Below are 16,967 nucleotides of genomic sequence, written 5' to 3' on the forward strand. Positions count from 1 at the left end.
TGATACCACAATAACTATTCGGCGACTAGCCATAATAATAAGAGTGATGAAATTATGAATAAAACAATAATCGGCGCAGTGATTACCAGTTTATTAATGTCAGCCACAGTAAGTGCTAACGAGGGTAAAACAGAGGGATATCATGATGCGGATCCTCGTAATAGTAGTGCTCGTGCTGCTGTATTTGCTGATGAAGATGGTGAATTAAAATTACTGGCGGGTGGGGGTGCAAGTGGGTTAACCAGTGATATTTCACAAACGGTAGGGTTTGCTGAATATTACACTCAGTCCCATAATGCTCGTTTACGTGCCGCGCATTTTGACAGTTTTGGTGGTGTATATGTTGATGTTTACCATTTAGATGAAGCGGCTGGTATGTATACTGCGGGTTACATGTTGCCACTATCGAGCGACGAAGGTACTCTGTTTTTTCCATCATTAAATTACACCTATGTTGATTTTAAAACAAACGACATTGCAGAATTAGCAACAGGAATGGCCGGCTCTCCGATCCCTAAAATCACCTCAAGCCAAGTGTCAGCAGCATTAGGTGGTGAAGAAGCACATTTGGGCTCAGTGAACTTATATGCCTTACATCCTTGGAACGATACGCACTTCTCGGTATTTAATGTGAATCTTGGTTCATCTTATGGCGGTGTTGATATGCAAGTGGCGAATATTATGTGGGTACAAGGGATAAAAGCCAAAGTTGCAGACAAAAATATCAACATTATGTTTGAGCTTAAATACGATATGATTCAGTTGAATGATACCTCTAGAGGTGAAATATCATCAAATGAAACAACAGCCTCTCTTGGTGTTGATTATCGCTTTTAATTACTCTTGTTTACGCCTGATTTATGCTAGAAATGAAGCACTTACAACAGTGCTTCACTTTTAACTCACTAGAATGTTACGTTCATACCGACAAAGTGGATATGTCCTTCGAATGTACCGTCAAGATCAGGAAGAGGAGCGTTAGGGCCACGAACTGGACCAATTTCACGATCCATTGCCATTGTGCCGAAATCAGCGTATTCATAAAAGAAATCGATTCGGTTAGTGTTCCAGTAGGTACTTGCTCCCATTGAGTAACGGTATTGTTCTCCGACAGGAAGGTCTACCCACTGCATTGATGGGTCATCTTGTGGAGAGGTCTCATAAGAGAAGCCCGCTTTTAATGCCCATTTTTCATTGAGTTGGTAGTCAGCACCAATGGCGAATTTCCAAACATCTTCCCAATTACGGTCGATTGATTTTGGAGAAAGCGAATCAGTATAAATTGGTGTGTTAGCGAAATCACTCCAACCGTGGTATTGAACTGAAGCCAATAATACCAATTGAGGAGTTAAGTTATAGTTACCGCTTAGATCTATGATGGTTGGGATAAGCAATTCAGTGCCAAGTGGAATAGTTCTATTTATGGTATTAGCTTCAACATCAAACTCATGTGTAACTTTTGAGCGATAACTTAAACCTATAGCCCATTTGTCTGCTTGGTACATGGTTCCGGCATTAAATCCATAAGCCCAATCGGTATCTAAATTGGTTTGAAGAGAAGAGGTAGATACTTCTAATAGACCGTAGCTAAATTGAGCGCCAACAGCAACAGAGAGGTTGTCATTAATTTTATAACTTAGGCTTGGGTTGATCTGCATTCCTGACATGAATGCTTTATCTAAATATGCGGCACCAGCCCAATCATCCCCATACTCAATGGATGATCCGCCAACGATACCAAAGTTTATGCCAAGATGAACGGTCTCGCTTAATTGGCGAACATGAAAAATGCCGGCAGAGGGCATAACAGTATGAGCCTCACCGTTGTTGTTCTGTAGATTGTCGTCATAGTCCATGCTGAGATCCAATACCATCAAATTAACGGTGGTTTTGCTTTCTCCCATGTAAGACATGGTTGCAGGGTTAGTCCAGTTTGCGGTGGCTGTTTCTGTATAAACGCCATCACCCGCGCCAGCAGTACCGGCATTGGCGGTGACAGCCTCTTGCAAGAGTAAGCCGCTTGCCTGTGAGTAAGAAGAGCAAAGAAGTAATGCAAGTAGTGTCTTTTTCATAATGATCCCAAAAAAGAATAAGCTGAGTATGAACCAAAAAATAAATAAGGAACATAACTCAGCTAAATAGTGGTTTTATCGGTAGTTAATTAGTACACAAAATAGATAAACAATATTCATTGGCTTCTCTTTCTGTGAATTTTATTAATATAATCATGAGATTGATGGAACTATTTCAAGGTTTATCTACATACTGTATATGTAATAAATCTGTGCTTTCATACGGATGATGATGCCGCGTATAACATTTAAGAAATTTAAAAACGGAACGGGTTTTTCTGCGTTCACCCAAGCTAAACCAACAGCGCCTACAGGTATATCGTAGCCTTCAGGTTCGTTTATTTTTAAGCGGACAAAGTGATGTTTGTTTTTTACATTTTTGCCTGTTGTTGCACGAACGTTTGTTTCGCGGGCTATTAGAGAACCTTGAGATTCGCCTGTTGCTTCAACAATGCCTTCTACTTGGGCAGAAAAGACTTTTCCAGGGTAGATAGCGGTTGAAAATTCAGCGTCTTGCCCAACATGGATATTACGGAATGCTTGATGATTAATACGCATAAGAACGAATTTTTCATTGCTGTACATTTTAAGACGAGGAGCGGCCCCAATAAATTGCCCCTCACGAGCCATAAAGTTAGTTACGTAACCATCAGCAGGTGCATAAATTTTGGTTTGAGATAAATCCCATTCCGCTTGTTTTAACGATGCCTGTTTATTTGAGTAATCCGCTTTTTTACTCATTACGGTGATGTGTGATTTCTGAAGTAGATTTTGGTTCTTTTTCGATGTAATTAGAGATTTGTCGTATTGTGAGTTAAGAATGGCTAACTGGCTTTTTGCTATTTCAACGATTGTTTTTTGTTGGTCAATCACGCTTTCAGTAATGGTGTTTTTTACTTTACTGTTTTGATCCATATAACGTTTTAAGGTACGCTTTTTAAGTTTTAAATCGTGTTGCGATGCCATTATTTGGTTTTTGATTATTTCGATGTCTTCCAGTGCGGCTTGGTAATTTGTTTCTGAAATTTCAATGTCTTGTTCAGACGACTTATACGCCATATCCGCAATGGACAATTGTGCTTTAGCTTTATCAAGCGCAGTAATAAATGAGTCGTCATCGATCTCATAGATTAATTGACCTTTAGTGAGTTCTTGGTTTGGGGAAATATAAAGGCTTTCAATGTTGCCAGTGATGCGAGTTGAACCCGGACGAAGTTGAATGTGTGGAGATTGCACAACAGAGCCACCAGAAAGATCCATTGGTGCCCAAGTAATTAATCCTACCCATACGAATAATAGCCAAGCGGAGCCACCACCATAAGCAAATATTTTAAAGGGTTTTCCCCACGGAATACCAACCAGACGGAGTATATAAATAAAGAGCGCCCAAACAGCTAAGCCTTCTAACATAACTATTCTCCTCGGTTTGGTTGGTGTTGTGGTGTACTGTCGTTCCAGATAGTTCTGATACGTCGAATGGTTTCTTCTGAATCAATAAATGCAATTATGACTGCTAGTACCCATACCCAATGCCAGATAAATCCTATCCAGGTAAGAGTGGTGACAAGGGCCATTTGACCATGCTTCTTTTTATCTGCATGATGAATTGGCAGTTCGTGAAATTTCCAAAAGCCATACAGTGCACCAAAAACAGTACCAATAAGTACAATGGTAGCAACAACATGGAGACCAGTATCAAAGCCAGTATCAACGAATGGCATGGAGATCAAACTCATATCGTTTCCCAAAAGGTGTAATACCCATTTAAATCAGCATTTGATTAATCAACTATTTAAATAGGTATAAATTAAAAGAGAGCTTTATCTTTGGAGATAAAGAAATTAGGAGGGATGTTACGTATTAAATTGATGGGATTAATCAGTAAATTTACTGTTTTTTGCTAAAAAAGATAAAAAAGGAGAGGGTTGTATCGCTTTATTAAAAATAGAACCAAAACTAAAAATAAAGCGATAAGCGTAGCTAGTCTTTAATTCCGAATCCATTTCGCAGGGCAAATTGGATAAGTTCGTTGTGATTATCTAAGTTGAGAATATCGAGCATGCGATATTTATGAGACTCAATAGTTCGAGAACTTAAAAATAATTTATCTGCGCATTGTTTTGCGGTTAGCCCCTGAGCTAATAACGTTAAAACGGAACATTGCTTTTTACTTAAAAGCAGTAATTTCTCACCTTCATTGTCTGTTTGCTGAGAATCAGTTTGAAGACTACGAGAAATTGTTGTGTGCTGCCAATAGCATAACCATGTGTCAGATAACAATTTAAGCCGAGTCATATCTTGGTGAGAAAGTTGAACATGTTTGTCATCAAAACGAGAAAAAGTTAAAGCCCCCCAAGTTTGACCAAACAGCTGTAAACTAACAACACCATGCCACCTAACGCCTTCCACATAAAGTTCTTTTATGACATCAAGTTTATGCGTTTTTAATGTTTCGCCATCAAATGTTTGCCAAGGTTGTTTGGATTTTAATAGATTGAGGTAATCTTTATAGTTTCCTTTTAAAAAACGGTTTTTGACTAAATCTGGGATCTCATTACGAGCAACTGAAATGGTTTTTCCATCGTTGAGTAAGATCATCGAATTTGGGAATAAGCTCAATCTATCAAGGTTAAACCATTCAAGAGCTTGAGTTGCGACAATCTTAAATGTCTTATTAAACTCATGGGGTTTGCTGGCAGTTAAAATGTTTGACTGTTCAATAAGTAATGATTCAAAGCTTTTAAAATTATCAGACACTTGAATATAAACCCTTTGTTTTTATAATAATTTCATTATTTAGTTTTGTTGGTCTGTTGTCAATTTTTCTCAATGAAAGTGTTGCATTTGTTGGGGTTGGTTGTGGATGTCTAATTGATCTTCAAAATAAAAATAAAAAATGGTAAGCAGTAAATATACTGATTACCTAAAACCACAAAGATCGAATAATAAAAAGGTATCCACATTTTATTTTTAATTATTATAGGTCTGAACTTATGTTTAATAAAAAAACCTTTTTACAAGTAGCAATCGGTGCGGTATTAGCGTCTACAGCTATGTCTAGTTACGCAACAACTGATAAGAGTCGTCCAAATATTCTTGCAATATGGGGTGATGATATCGGTATGGATAATTTAAGTGCCTACACCAAGGGCCAAGCGGGTCATTGGACGCCAAATATCGATCGTATCGCTAATGAAGGTGTGTTATTTACTGATTTTTATGGTGAAAACTCGTGTACCGCTGGCCGCTCTGCATTCATTACGGGTCAACACCCAATGCGAACTGGTCTAACCAAAGTAGGTATGCCGGGGGCAACTCAAGGCATGAGAAAAGAAGATCCAACCATTGCTACCATGTTAAAACATAAGGGGTATATGACAGGACAATTTGGTAAAAACCATTTAGGTGACTTAGATTCACATTTACCAACAAAGCACGGTTTTGATGAGTTCTTCGGTAATTTATACCACTTAAATGCAGAAGAAGAGCCTGAACATCCTGATTACCCAAAAAGCCCTGAGTTTAAAAAGCAATTTGGACCGCGCGGTGTCATTCACTCATACGCCGATGGAAAAATTGAAGATACAGGTCCATTAACGCGCAAACGTATGGAAACAGTGGATGAAGAGTTCTTATCAGCAGCCCTGGGTTTTATTGATAAAGCTCATAAAGAGAAAAAACCTTTCTTTGTATGGTTTAACTCAACACGTATGCATGTGTGGACGCACTTAAAAGAAGAATCTAAAGGGATATCTCAACGTGGTGGTATTTACGGCGATGGGTTAGTGGAACACGACAATATGGTGGGTGAGCTGCTAGATAAACTGGATGAGTTAAAAATCGCAGACAATACCATTGTTTCATACACCACAGATAATGGTGCAGAGAAATTATCTTGGCCTGATGGTGGTACAGTACGTTTCCGTGGTGAGAAAAACTCATCGTGGGAAGGTGGACACCGTGTTCCTGCAATGATGCGTTGGCCTGGTAAGATCCCTGCTGGATCATTTGCAAATGAGATGGCAGCACATAACGATTGGGCTCCAATGTTCTTAGCAGCAGCAGGCGAGAAAAATATTGTTGCGGAATTAAAAGAAGGTAAAACACTAAATGGCACTAAATACAAAGTGCATTTAGATGGCTATAACTTGCTGCCTGCGTTAGAAACGGGTAAAGCAAACACTCAGCATAACTTAGCATCATGGCCTCGTAAAACTTACATCTATGCAACGGATGTTGGTGATATTTCTGCGGTTCGTGTTGGTGATTACAAAATAATGTTCAGCGTAAATAATTGCCATGGTTTAGAAACATGGAACTGTTCATTTAATGAGCTTCGCGCTCCGAAAATGTACAACTTACGCCAAGACCCTTATGAGAATGCAGACCGTGAAGGTCAATACACTAAGTGGTATGTTGAACATCTACCATACATGTACTTAGGTGCAGCTTCGACTGCTCAGTTCTTACAAACATTCCAAGAGTTCCCACCACGTCAAGTTCCTGGTTCATTCTCTATCGATCAGATGGTTGAGAAAATGAATATTTGGCAGCGTGCGCAATATCAATAAATAAACATATATTTTTGGTGAAAAATCTAAGCCCAGCACTTGTGTTGGGTTTAGTTCGTTAGGAAAGAACAGAAATCACACTTCATGGTATTAAATGGCGGCTATTGAAGCGATTCGGATGTCCTGTCCCTACCTAAAATCAGTATATTTACTGGTTATCTTTATGAATAAATTCTCGATAATAGCACTTCAAACATCATCATCTATTTTGATTTGGACGTTATTAGCACAAGGCGTGTGCATTTATATCGAGGTTTACTATGTTCACAACAGCTCAATCTACACAAGCCCAAGATTTAAATTGCCTATCTACTAGTAGCAAACCAATCCAAAGAATGAACATCATGACAAAGCCGATTGGCTCTGCGTGTAATATTGACTGCACTTATTGTTATTACTTAAGCAAAGAAGAGTTGTTGGGGCATGAAAAAGGCTGTGGTACTCAAATGTCTGAAGAGATGCTAGAGACCTATATCAAAACCTATATTGAGCAACAAAACTTCCCTGACATAGTCTTTCACTGGCAAGGTGGAGAACCCACATTATTAGGTGTTAATTTTTTCAGAGATGTCGTGAAACTGCAAAAAAAATATTGTCCAAAAGGTGTCACCATTGAGAATAACTTACAAACAAATGGTACTTTATTAACGGATGAGTGGGGCAAATTTTTAAGCAAAAATAATTTTCTAGTTGGTTTAAGTATTGATGGCCCTGAGATGATCCACAATGCGTATCGTACCAATCGCTCAGGTCGTGGTACGTTTAAGCAAACCATGAAAGGCGTAGATATTCTTCATAAATATAAGGTTAGATTTGCAACATTAACCTGTGTTAATAATCTTACTGGCTCAAATCCATTAGAAGTTTATCGTTTTTTAAGAGACGAAATTCGCTCACCTCAACTGCAATTTATTCCCATTGTTGAGCTAACATCATTCCGTGATACGGCACCTCAAAAATGGACAGATGATGAAATTCTATTTCAAGGCATGCCAGAATTAGAACCAAGCCATCCTAACTCCGTGGTGGAGTCTTGGTGCGTCTCTCCATCACAATGGGGTTCTTTTTTGTGTACGATTTTTGATGAATGGTTAGCAAACGATATTGGGCAAGTGAATGTTCCTTATTTTGAGGCCTGTATCGAAACATGGATGGGGCGTGTGAACCCATTATGTACACTTGCGCCTATGTGCGGAAAAGGCTTAGCTATTGAGCATAACGGAGATGTTTTTGCTTGCGACCATTATGTTTATCCAGATTACAAACTAGGAAATATTAATGATGAAAACCTAGAGGATATGCAGTTTTCATCAGGACAAGAAGCCTTTGGTAAAGCCAAAGAAGGTGATTTACCAAATCAATGTCGACAATGCACCTATCAATTTGCTTGTTATGGCGAGTGTCCTAAGAATCGTTTTACTAAAACGCTTGAGGGGGATACGGGGCTAAATTACTTATGTGCAGGTTGGAAGCAATTCTTTAGTCATATTGACCCTTATATTTCAATGATTGTTGCAACCATGGGGTATCCCGTACATAAGAAAATTAACGCTGACGCAATGAAAATTAAGTTCATTAAATAAGGAAAGTGATTATGAGATTACCGAAAAAAACCGTATTACTCGCCGTGTGTTTATTTGGTTTATCAAGCTATGCACAGTCATCAGAAAAAAAGGAATACGAGTTTGATAGTGTGCAAGTAGACAAAATAATGTCAGTGGCTTATGAAAATAAAAAAGCGCGATATACCGAGTTTGCACAGTTATTTAATTTCTGTCAGCAAAAGCCAAACCATCAAGATTGTCAGCAAAAATATGAGAAAGCAACATCAAATTATGAGTCAGTGAAAGCAAATTACAGTGTAATTAACATGGTGAACACGCCAGAATTACAAACACTTTTAATGCCAGAAATTACCTACCCAGAGTTAGTTGATAGTTTAAAAGGTTTGGGTTATTTAAAAAACGGTATGACTAGCGATATAAATTATGAAGATACGCTTTCAGCGTTGAATGAATGGTTAGAAATACATGAGATGGAAAAGACGTCAACAATATACTTATTGCACGCTTTAATGGTACAAACTGAAGAGCTGTCTCAAATTATTTTGGATGAAAAACTCAGCTAATGAAAATACTCTCAATGTTGAAAATATTTATCCCTATATTATATTTGATATTTTATGCTGAATTTTCTCGTGCAGATGACGCAGCACTGACTCATGGTAGTTGGCGAGATATTTCTATTGAGGAGCAAGAACAATATTTATCTGAATCCTCTCAAAATACAAGTTTACCAATATCACAGCGTGTTTCTGCAACCATTGAGCTTGGTCGCTTTTCAGGGGCTAATGCGATTATAGCGGTTGGTAGAGCCTCTCGTTCGGCGGATCCTGAGCTTCGTATTGCGTCAGTTCAAGCGGCAGAGCAATGGCAAGGAAGAGCAAAATGGGATGTGGTGTCACCTTTACTTGACGACGACTCAGAGTTAGTAAGATCAGCAGCGGTAAGGGCGTTAATTCCTATTTGGCCAATATTACCTGAATCTTATCAAAACTATCTGGGGCAAAATATAGATATTTATTTACGAGGCTTACCTGAAACACTAGAAGCGGATCTCGAGCGTGCGTGGTTTTACTCGATTCAGAATGACTTATTAAAATCAAAAGACAACTATCAGCGACTTAATCGAAAATATTCTGATGCTCGCATCAGTGTAGCCTATGTTCAAGTCTTGAATAATAATCAGGAGCATGATGAAGCAAAACGCATTTTATTAGAGCAGCTTACCGTATACCCAAAAGATGCAAACTTACATTACCGTCTAGGATTAACAAACCATCAATTAGGGTTGGTGGAACAGTTCAAATCTCACCTCTCGATTGCTTATGAGTATGGGAAAGATAATGCAAAGATTGGTTACACTTATGCACTTTCAATTAGAAGTACACAGCCTAATAAAGCGATTGATACGTTAACCCAAGCGTATGCAATTGATCCCAATCCAAGTTACTTATATGCAAAATGCGACACGCTTCTTATGGTAAATAAAGAGGCGAATCGTTGTCTTTCCCAATTAGAAACGGTAGCGCCGGAACACATAGTGACAGAGCTAAAGTCACATTACTGATTACTTCGTAGGGGGGGAGTTTAGATTTTAACGTTACCTCTATTTAACTTTGAAGTAAAAAGTGTGCCTTCCTTAAACGTTGACTTGATATTTAAGCAGATAACTTGAGTGTTTATAACGAGGTGATATTAATGCGTCATTCTTAGTCGTAATATTGCAAATCGTTGTCGTTTTCAGGACGTGAATTACTTTTATCAATGATTTAAAAATAAACCACTTATACACCATTAGATTATCGAATCATGGTGAAATAATTCTTCATTAATACTAATTGAACAATGTAAAATATAAGTGGAATTTATTTTCATATCACTTTTCTAGTGACTCTTTATGTTCTTTCTCTCTGTATTAGTTATTCATTAATACTGGAAGGGAAATAGAAAGTAAATTCATCTAGTTTTCGCATTTAATACCAGTCTAAATCACTACTCCTCTATTAATTGTTACAATGTTGTCTAGTTCAAAATTCTGTATTCTCTGTTGAACTGTCTGTTATTTTATCCGTTTTTGTATATTTAATATCTCATTTTTTAATTTATCATACTGATTGTTATGTGTTTTAAATGGCTATTTTAGTGCGTCAATGGTTTTTGCTTGGTCATCATCGTAGATTTGTTACTGCCATCACACTTTGATTTCTCGGGTACAAAAGTCCAGTAAATGCTTTAAATGTCAACTTACCAAGAAGCCGTTTAATTCATATTATTCCCTTATCAACTTAATGCAGTTTGAATTAAGTAAAAACATTATTTAAGGGCAATACCATGATCACGACACTAGTAAATACTAATCTAATTAAATTGAATCTAGAGGCTACAACGAAAGAGGGCGTATTTTCTGAACTTGCTGAAATGTTATTAAAAAATAACAGAATTGATAATAAAGAAAACTTTTTAGCGGGTATTCTAGCTCGTGAAGCTCAATGTGTAACTTCTGATATGGGAATTGCTTACCCTCATACTAAAAACGCCGCTGTTATTGAACCAGCCATTGCTATCGGCGTATCAAAAACAGCAATTGAATACGATGCAGAAGACGACCAACCTACGGTATTTTTCATGATTGCGTCACCTGAAAGTGGTGATCATCATATTTACGCTCTACAAGCTTTATTTGAAAAATTTGGCGATGACCTAATTGCCGACATGCACAAGGCGACAACAGAACAAGAAATTTTAGACCTACTGACTAATTAATCACACTTTTAGGAATACTTTTTATGTCAACGATGACTGCAACGCAAAGTCCAAGTGATTGGAAAAAAACATTGTCCACCCTTAAAGGACACTTACTTTTTGGTACGTCTCACATGCTTCCATTCGTGGTTGCTGGTGGGGTTTTATTAGCACTGGCTGTAATGGCTACAGGTAAAGGCGCGGTTCCTGATACAGGCATTCTGGCTGACATTTCTACTATCGCTATTAAAGGTTTAGTTCTTTTTCCAATTATCCTTGGTGGTTTTATTGGTTACTCAATTGCTGATAAACCTGCATTAGCTCCTGCTTTTATTGCATCAGGCATCATGGCTGATTTGGGTGGTGGTTTCCTTGGTTGTATCGTTGCTGGTTTCATCGCTGGTGGTGTAGTTCTTCAACTTAAGAAGCTTCCTATTCCTGCACATCTAAGTGCATTAGGGGTTTACTTTATCTACCCTCTAGTTGGTACATTAGTATCTGCGGGTATCGTAATGTGGGGCCTAGGCGCAGCTATCTCTTCATTCATGATCGCAATGAACGAATTCTTAGCATCAATGGCGGGTTCTTCTAAAGCGGTTCTAGGTGCAATTCTTGGTGGTATGACTGCATTTGATATGGGTGGCCCAATCAATAAAGTGGCAACTTTGTTTGCTCAAACGCAAGTAAACACACAACCATGGTTGATGGGTGGCGTTGGTATCGCGATTTGTACTCCGCCGCTAGGTATGGCTCTTGCTACTTTCATGTTTAAGAAAAAATTCTCTAAAGAAGAGCAAGAAGCAGGTAAAGCAGCAGCAATCATGGGTTCAATTGGTATCTCTGAAGGTGCTATCCCATTCGCAGCAAATGACCCAATGCGTGTTCTTCCGTCTATCGTTGCTGGTGGTATGGTTGGTTGTGTGTTCGGCTTCATGACTGATGTTTTACTTCACGCACCTTGGGGTGGATTAATTACTGCTCCTGTCTCTAGCAACATCCCAATGTACGTGGTTGGTATTGCTTTAGGTTCATTAACAACAGCGATGATTGTTGGCTTCTGGAAGCCGGTTTATGTAGAAGAAAATGAGGTCGTTGCAGCAGCGCCAGTACAAACACAAACAGCGGCACCAGTTGCTGGTGAAGGCGAGTACGATGTTCTTGCAGTTACTTGTTGTCCTTCAGGTGTGGCTCACACATTCATGGCAGCAAAAGCGCTAGAAAAAGCGGGTGCAGCAGCAGGTATCAAGATTAAAGTTGAGACTCAAGGTTCTAATGGTTTAATGAATAAACTGACGGAAAAAGATGTTGCGAACGCGAAGTTCATCATCCTTGCTCACGATATTCCAGTAAAAGAAGGCGAGCGTTTTACGAATATTCGCCAAGTTGAATGTTCAACTAAAGGTGCGATGAAAACAGCATTATCATTGATTCAAGATAATTTAAAATAAATAATTTACATTAATCAATAAAAAGCCTCTTAATTTCCTTAAGAGGCTTTTTATTTTTAGCATTATATTTTTTACAATTAGATAGCCTGATGAGAATGGCGATTTAAGTAAAAATCCCATAATACTCATTATAAGAAAGAAGCACCATGGGTTAAGAATGTGATTGAGCGAGTGTTTTTTAATCGTTAGTGTTAATTAGCTTTTTCATATTAAATCCAAGGAAGATAAAGCTGATCCCTTCGATTAATAATGAAACACCAACAAATGTGCCTAATAGTGATAATGAAAACTCAGGGTTATTTAACAGGGAGAAGAAATATCCACCAATAACAACAGAAAGCAAGCCGCTTAGAACCACCATATTACTGCCTGGGAGTTTTTTGTTTGTGAAGCCAAAAATCATACGAGTTAAACCATTAAAGATCATTACCACGACCATGATGGTTGTTATTGTCATCAAACCTTCTAGCGGTTTAAAAAGAATAGATAAGCCACCAATAATATAAAGCAGGGCACTAACAACGTACCATAGCTTTTCTTTCCACGAATGAATGCGGAACGTATGGTAAGCCTGAACCAAACCAGTAATGAGCAATACGACCCCAATAATCGTTGAAATCGTCACTCCAGCCATTACCGGTAGGCTTGTTGCGCCTAATCCTGCTACTGCTGCAATGACACCAACAGTAATAAAGTATTTCCAACTTTTTGAAATTAATGCCTGACTTGGCGTTTGAGTTTCCATTTTAACCTCTGAGTTAAATGTAAGGGACCTAGGTAGTGTAGTGTATAAAATGCTGATTAACTGATAAGCAAACTAAGTTTCCATATTTTGTGATTTCGCTCACATTTTATTCTTATCGTTCAAGAAAGGGGCTTGTTGGTAATAATTACGTCTATTTTAATGGCGCTCTTTTGGTTTGTGAGAGCTACACTTTAAATAGCGCTTGTAGCTAACAATTCAAGAGCTTATGATTATTATCATTTCAAAGCGGTATGCGCATACGGTATTCTTCATTATCTTTATGGTATAAGAGTAATAAAATAATAAGGACAGTAACTTGCTAGATCATCATGTTCGTAACTATATTTCAGGCAAATTAAGCACCCTTGGTATAAATAGTGACCCCTATGGTTTAGAGCTTACGGGCGTGTTTGTTCTTTCTGTCATTGGCGTTTCAATTATTGGCTACTTGATTACTCGTCATATCATTGTGAGAACAATTAAAAATATTCTGCACCGTGCTGATGAACCGCTAGCTGAGGGGTTTTCAAGTTACAAAGTGTTTGAAAAACTAACGCTTCTTGTACCTATTATTATTTTAGACGTATTGCTTCCTCTTGCTCTTGGTCATTACACATTACTTTCTACGATAGCAGACAAGCTTTTGAGTATTTCGATTCTTATTGTCTTTTTATCTATGTTGTTTGCTTTGCTTGATGCCCTTAATGATATGGCTATTGCCAAGGGCATTACGCGCCGTATGCCGATTAAAAGCTTTGTTCAACTTATTAAATTGTTTGCATTTTTTGTTGGCATCGTCGTATCAATGTCTGTTCTTGCTAACGAATCGGTGGTTATTTTCCTTAGTGGCTTAGGAGTTGCGACGGGTTTTGTTATGCTGGTATTTAAAGACACTATTTTAGGGTTTGTTGCGGGCATACAACTTTCAGCTAATCGGATGATTAGTCTAAATGATTGGATCGAAATGGACTCCTACAAGGCTAATGGCACGGTTGAAGAAATTTCATTAACTACGGTTAAGGTTAGAAATTTTGATAATACAATAAGCATGCTACCGGCTTACGCACTTGTTCAAAATGCGTTTGTGAACTGGCAAGGAATGTCAGATTCTGGTGGCCGACGTATTAAGCGCGCGGTTAATATTGATGTTAATTCGATCCGTTTTATGACAGATGAAGAGATTGAATCACTGAAAGACATTCGAATTCTTAGAGAGTATCTATTTGAAAAAACAAAAGAGATAAAAGCATTTAATGAAGAGTTAGAGGATATTCCTCATCTGGGTAATACCCGTCAAATGACTAACATGGGGATATTTCGCGCCTATTTAGCCGCTTATTTACGTACGCATAAAGACATTCACCCATACATGATGTTTATGGTTCGCCAACTGGAACCTACGGCTGAGGGTCTGCCATTACAAATCTATGCGTTTACGAATAATACTGACTGGGTCTTCTATGAAGGGGTACAGGCAGATATATTTGATCATATTTACTCGATCATGCCATTGTTTGATTTACGTCCTTATCAAGCATTAAGCGGGCATGATGTATTGAAATATAGCAAATAGAACGCTCGACACGGTAGGGATAACAATCTGACTTATAACGCATTTATATACTTTGATTCAGTCAATATTATGGTTTTGAAAATGAGATGCAGTTAATATATTTGTAATCGTTTTGATGATAGAGTTAATTTTAAATACAAATAAAGTGTTACTTCTTAATTTATAGTATATCATGCATTAAGTTTGATTGGTTAACTGCAGGGAGTCGCAGTGTTTACTTACTTAATGAAGAATTTGCCTGCGAATAAATATCTTGCGGGTATAAGTAACGTATTTATTATGTTGCTTCCCGTCTCTTTAATTTCATCGTTTTCTTTATTGGCCTCAAATGGAGCTACATTATTTGAATGGAATTACATTAGTGATGAATTGAAAACAATTAGTGTGCTTATCGCACAGTTATTCCCTGTTTTACTTGTTGTTTTTTTCGCTCAATACCTTGCTTCCCTTTATAAACAGCCAGTCATTGCTGTTATTACTTCCTCTGTTTTATTGTATTTTATTATTTGTTTACAATGGGAACTGCTGCATAAAGGCAGTATTATTCCTATTAACTTTCCATTTGCTATCATTATCCCTATTGTTGTTAGTTTTATTTATCAATACCTTAAGTTATGGTCAGTATTTAAAGATTCACATTTACCTAATGTAGTAGAACGCTCTATCAATCTGGTTTTTTCAGTTTCTATTGTTAGTTCCATTTGTCTTTTTATTAGTTATTGTTTGGAATATCTCATTTTAGAGGTATTACATTTACAGTTAACAATGCCTAAATTAAATCCAGAATCGTTGGTTGATGGTGTAATTTATGAATTCATAAGAGGAATACTGTGGTCTATCGGCATAAATGGACACATCATATTAGCGTCTTATAAAATAGAATTATTTAGAATAACATCAGAAAGTCTTGCTCTGATTGAATTAGGGATGGGAACCATGCCTATTTTAACCAGTAATTTCTATGATTTTTATACAGGCATGGGCGGTTCAGGTAATACGTTAAGTTTGGTGATTTGTGTTTTGCTGTTCGCTAAAAATAAGGGGTATAGAACCTTAGCAAAGGCCGCATTATTATTAAGTATTTTTAATATTAATGAACCTATCCTGTATGGATTGCCAATCATGTTTAACCCAATCATGATAATCCCATTTTTATTAGCCCCCATTGCAGGGCTAATTATTGCGTATTTTGCTACATTATGGGAAATTGTCCCCCCAATTATGGGAGTGATTAGCTGGATGACTCCTCCTATTATTGGGGGGTATTTAGGAACCAATGGCGCTATTTCAGGGTCTATTCTTCAAATTTTGATTTTATTGATAGGTATTGCTATTTATTACCCATTTTTCATGAGAATGGATAAATTAAGCATGGGAAGAACCGCTTTAGATTCATTAACCGAGCGATTTTTTTCATCAGAGAAAATAGATACAACAAAAGCGATTGGCAGTTACATTCCTCATCTTTCGATAAATATGGCGGCTCAGAAAACAATTGAGCACTTACATAAAACAGGTGATTTTATTCTTTATTATCAACCTCAATATGATATTGAAAAACAAAAGGTAATTTCTTTAGAGGTGCTAATTCGACATCGTTCTTACTCTGGTTTTATCTCGCCACCAAGCTTTATTGAATCGTTTTCAGAATTAGGTTTATTGCCGGAATTAGACTTTTGGGTACTTGAAAAAGCCATAGTTACTGCCAGTCTTTATGCTGATGATCCTGAGTTTAAAATATCCGTAAACATATCGCCAGAAACAGTATTGGTTCCCACTTTCTTATCAACATTAACTCAGTTAGTAAATTCAAATGCACTCAATTTTACGCAGCTCGAATTGGAAATCACAGAAGAACTCTTAATTAAAGATGAAAAAGAAACAAAGAAAACACTCAATAAATTAAGATCATTAGGAATAACCATAGCACTGGACGATTTTGGTTCTGGGTATTCTTCTATTGCGTATTTATCTCGTTTTGACTTTGATAAAGTAAAAATCGATCGTTCTTTATTACTTAACATAGAGACAGAGCGAGGGAAAAAATTATTTAGACTTGCCGTTGAACTTGGTCAAATTACGGGGGCTAATATTGTAGTTGAAGGGGCAGAAAGTAAAAGTGAGGTCGATTTTATACAATCTTTAGGTATTTCCTGTATTCAAGGTTTTTTCTTTTATAAACCAATGCCATTGGAAGAAATTATTAAGCTGGGTTTAGTAAAAAGTATTGACGATAGAGTGACGTAAATAGATT

The 16,967-nt window shown here is 37.4% G+C and carries 14 protein-coding genes; 9 read left to right on the forward strand and 5 right to left on the reverse strand.

The window, feature by feature from the left end:
• Nucleotides 1-54: 54 nt before the first annotated feature.
• On the forward strand, nt 55-837 hold the full coding sequence (locus tag A6E03_RS06320; protein WP_065593457.1) for a hypothetical protein: 783 nt from the start codon (nt 55-57) through the stop codon (nt 835-837).
• Nucleotides 838-905: 68 nt separating this feature from the next.
• On the opposite strand, the gene A6E03_RS06325 is transcribed toward A6E03_RS06320, so the two are convergent.
• The 4 genes from A6E03_RS06325 to A6E03_RS06340 form a co-directional block, all read right to left on the reverse strand.
• Nucleotides 906-2,072, reverse strand: coding sequence for an OmpP1/FadL family transporter (locus A6E03_RS06325; RefSeq protein ID WP_065593458.1), 1,167 nt, complete (start codon nt 2,070-2,072; stop codon nt 906-908).
• A gap of 186 nt (nt 2,073-2,258) precedes the next feature.
• Complete coding sequence (locus tag A6E03_RS06330) at nt 2,259-3,482, reverse strand: HlyD family secretion protein (RefSeq protein ID WP_065600425.1); 1,224 nt, start codon at nt 3,480-3,482, stop codon at nt 2,259-2,261.
• A gap of 2 nt (nt 3,483-3,484) precedes the next feature.
• Nucleotides 3,485-3,808 carry an MFS transporter gene (locus A6E03_RS06335; protein WP_065593460.1) on the reverse strand — a complete coding sequence of 108 codons (324 nt, stop codon included), beginning with the start codon at nt 3,806-3,808 and terminating at the stop codon, nt 3,485-3,487.
• Nucleotides 3,809-4,052: 244 nt separating this feature from the next.
• Nucleotides 4,053-4,829 (reverse strand): response regulator transcription factor, encoded by a 777-nt coding sequence (locus A6E03_RS06340; RefSeq protein ID WP_065600426.1) that lies wholly within the window; start codon nt 4,827-4,829, stop codon nt 4,053-4,055.
• Between the two features lie 296 nt (nt 4,830-5,125).
• Between A6E03_RS06340 and A6E03_RS06345 the strand changes: the two genes are divergently transcribed.
• The 6 genes from A6E03_RS06345 to A6E03_RS06370 all read left to right on the forward strand — a co-directional run bounded on the left by A6E03_RS06345 (nt 5,126) and on the right by A6E03_RS06370 (nt 12,395).
• Nucleotides 5,126-6,643 carry an arylsulfatase gene (locus A6E03_RS06345; RefSeq protein ID WP_255310604.1) on the forward strand — a complete coding sequence of 506 codons (1,518 nt, stop codon included), beginning with the start codon at nt 5,126-5,128 and terminating at the stop codon, nt 6,641-6,643.
• 335 nt (nt 6,644-6,978) lie between these two features.
• The gene (locus tag A6E03_RS06350; RefSeq protein WP_369688355.1) at nt 6,979-8,226 is read left to right on the forward strand and encodes an anaerobic sulfatase maturase; all 1,248 of its coding nucleotides are present in this window, start codon (nt 6,979-6,981) and stop codon (nt 8,224-8,226) included.
• Nucleotides 8,227-8,237: 11 nt separating this feature from the next.
• Nucleotides 8,238-8,771: a hypothetical protein gene (locus A6E03_RS06355; protein ID WP_065593464.1), complete on the forward strand. Its 534-nt coding sequence runs from the start codon at nt 8,238-8,240 to the stop codon at nt 8,769-8,771.
• A gap of 14 nt (nt 8,772-8,785) precedes the next feature.
• Nucleotides 8,786-9,772: a HEAT repeat domain-containing protein gene (locus A6E03_RS06360; protein ID WP_065600429.1), complete on the forward strand. Its 987-nt coding sequence runs from the start codon at nt 8,786-8,788 to the stop codon at nt 9,770-9,772.
• Nucleotides 9,773-10,536: 764 nt separating this feature from the next.
• Nucleotides 10,537-10,968, forward strand: coding sequence for a PTS sugar transporter subunit IIA (locus A6E03_RS06365; protein WP_065593466.1), 432 nt, complete (start codon nt 10,537-10,539; stop codon nt 10,966-10,968).
• Nucleotides 10,969-10,991: 23 nt separating this feature from the next.
• Nucleotides 10,992-12,395 (forward strand): fructose-specific PTS transporter subunit EIIC, encoded by a 1,404-nt coding sequence (locus A6E03_RS06370; RefSeq protein WP_065600430.1) that lies wholly within the window; start codon nt 10,992-10,994, stop codon nt 12,393-12,395.
• A gap of 178 nt (nt 12,396-12,573) precedes the next feature.
• Here the strand turns inward: A6E03_RS06370 and A6E03_RS06375 are convergent, their stop codons facing one another.
• Nucleotides 12,574-13,140, reverse strand: coding sequence for an HdeD family acid-resistance protein (locus A6E03_RS06375; RefSeq protein ID WP_065600431.1), 567 nt, complete (start codon nt 13,138-13,140; stop codon nt 12,574-12,576).
• A gap of 316 nt (nt 13,141-13,456) precedes the next feature.
• Here A6E03_RS06375 and A6E03_RS06380 point away from each other — a divergent pair, with 316 nt between their 5' ends.
• Both A6E03_RS06380 and A6E03_RS06385 read left to right on the forward strand, forming a co-directional pair.
• Entirely contained in the window at nt 13,457-14,713 is a 1,257-nt protein-coding gene (locus tag A6E03_RS06380) for a mechanosensitive ion channel family protein (protein ID WP_065593472.1), read from the forward strand.
• A 210-nt stretch (nt 14,714-14,923) separates the two neighbouring features.
• A complete protein-coding gene (locus A6E03_RS06385; protein ID WP_369688354.1) occupies nt 14,924-16,960 on the forward strand; it encodes an EAL domain-containing protein in 2,037 nt (678 codons plus the stop codon).
• Nucleotides 16,961-16,967: the final 7 nt, after the last annotated feature.

It is taken from the genome of Aliivibrio sp. 1S128, from assembly GCF_001691065.1.
Classification (GTDB): domain Bacteria; phylum Pseudomonadota; class Gammaproteobacteria; order Enterobacterales; family Vibrionaceae; genus Aliivibrio.

Bases quoted from the DNA above. Each gene is read 5' to 3' on its own strand.
- A6E03_RS06320 (WP_065593457.1), top strand. From the start codon at position 55: ATGAATAAAACAATAATCGGCGCAGTGATTACCAGTTTATTAATGTCA.
- A6E03_RS06325 (WP_065593458.1), bottom strand. From the start codon at position 2,072: ATGAAAAAGACACTACTTGCATTACTTCTTTGCTCTTCTTACTCACAG.
- A6E03_RS06330 (WP_065600425.1), bottom strand. From the start codon at position 3,482: ATGTTAGAAGGCTTAGCTGTTTGGGCGCTCTTTATTTATATACTCCGT.
- A6E03_RS06335 (WP_065593460.1), bottom strand. From the start codon at position 3,808: ATGAGTTTGATCTCCATGCCATTCGTTGATACTGGCTTTGATACTGGT.
- A6E03_RS06345 (WP_255310604.1), top strand. From the start codon at position 5,126: ATGTCTAGTTACGCAACAACTGATAAGAGTCGTCCAAATATTCTTGCA.
- A6E03_RS06350 (WP_369688355.1), top strand. From the start codon at position 6,979: ATGAACATCATGACAAAGCCGATTGGCTCTGCGTGTAATATTGACTGC.
- A6E03_RS06355 (WP_065593464.1), top strand. From the start codon at position 8,238: ATGAGATTACCGAAAAAAACCGTATTACTCGCCGTGTGTTTATTTGGT.
- A6E03_RS06360 (WP_065600429.1), top strand. From the start codon at position 8,786: ATGTTGAAAATATTTATCCCTATATTATATTTGATATTTTATGCTGAA.
- A6E03_RS06365 (WP_065593466.1), top strand. From the start codon at position 10,537: ATGATCACGACACTAGTAAATACTAATCTAATTAAATTGAATCTAGAG.
- A6E03_RS06370 (WP_065600430.1), top strand. From the start codon at position 10,992: ATGTCAACGATGACTGCAACGCAAAGTCCAAGTGATTGGAAAAAAACA.
- A6E03_RS06375 (WP_065600431.1), bottom strand. From the start codon at position 13,140: ATGGAAACTCAAACGCCAAGTCAGGCATTAATTTCAAAAAGTTGGAAA.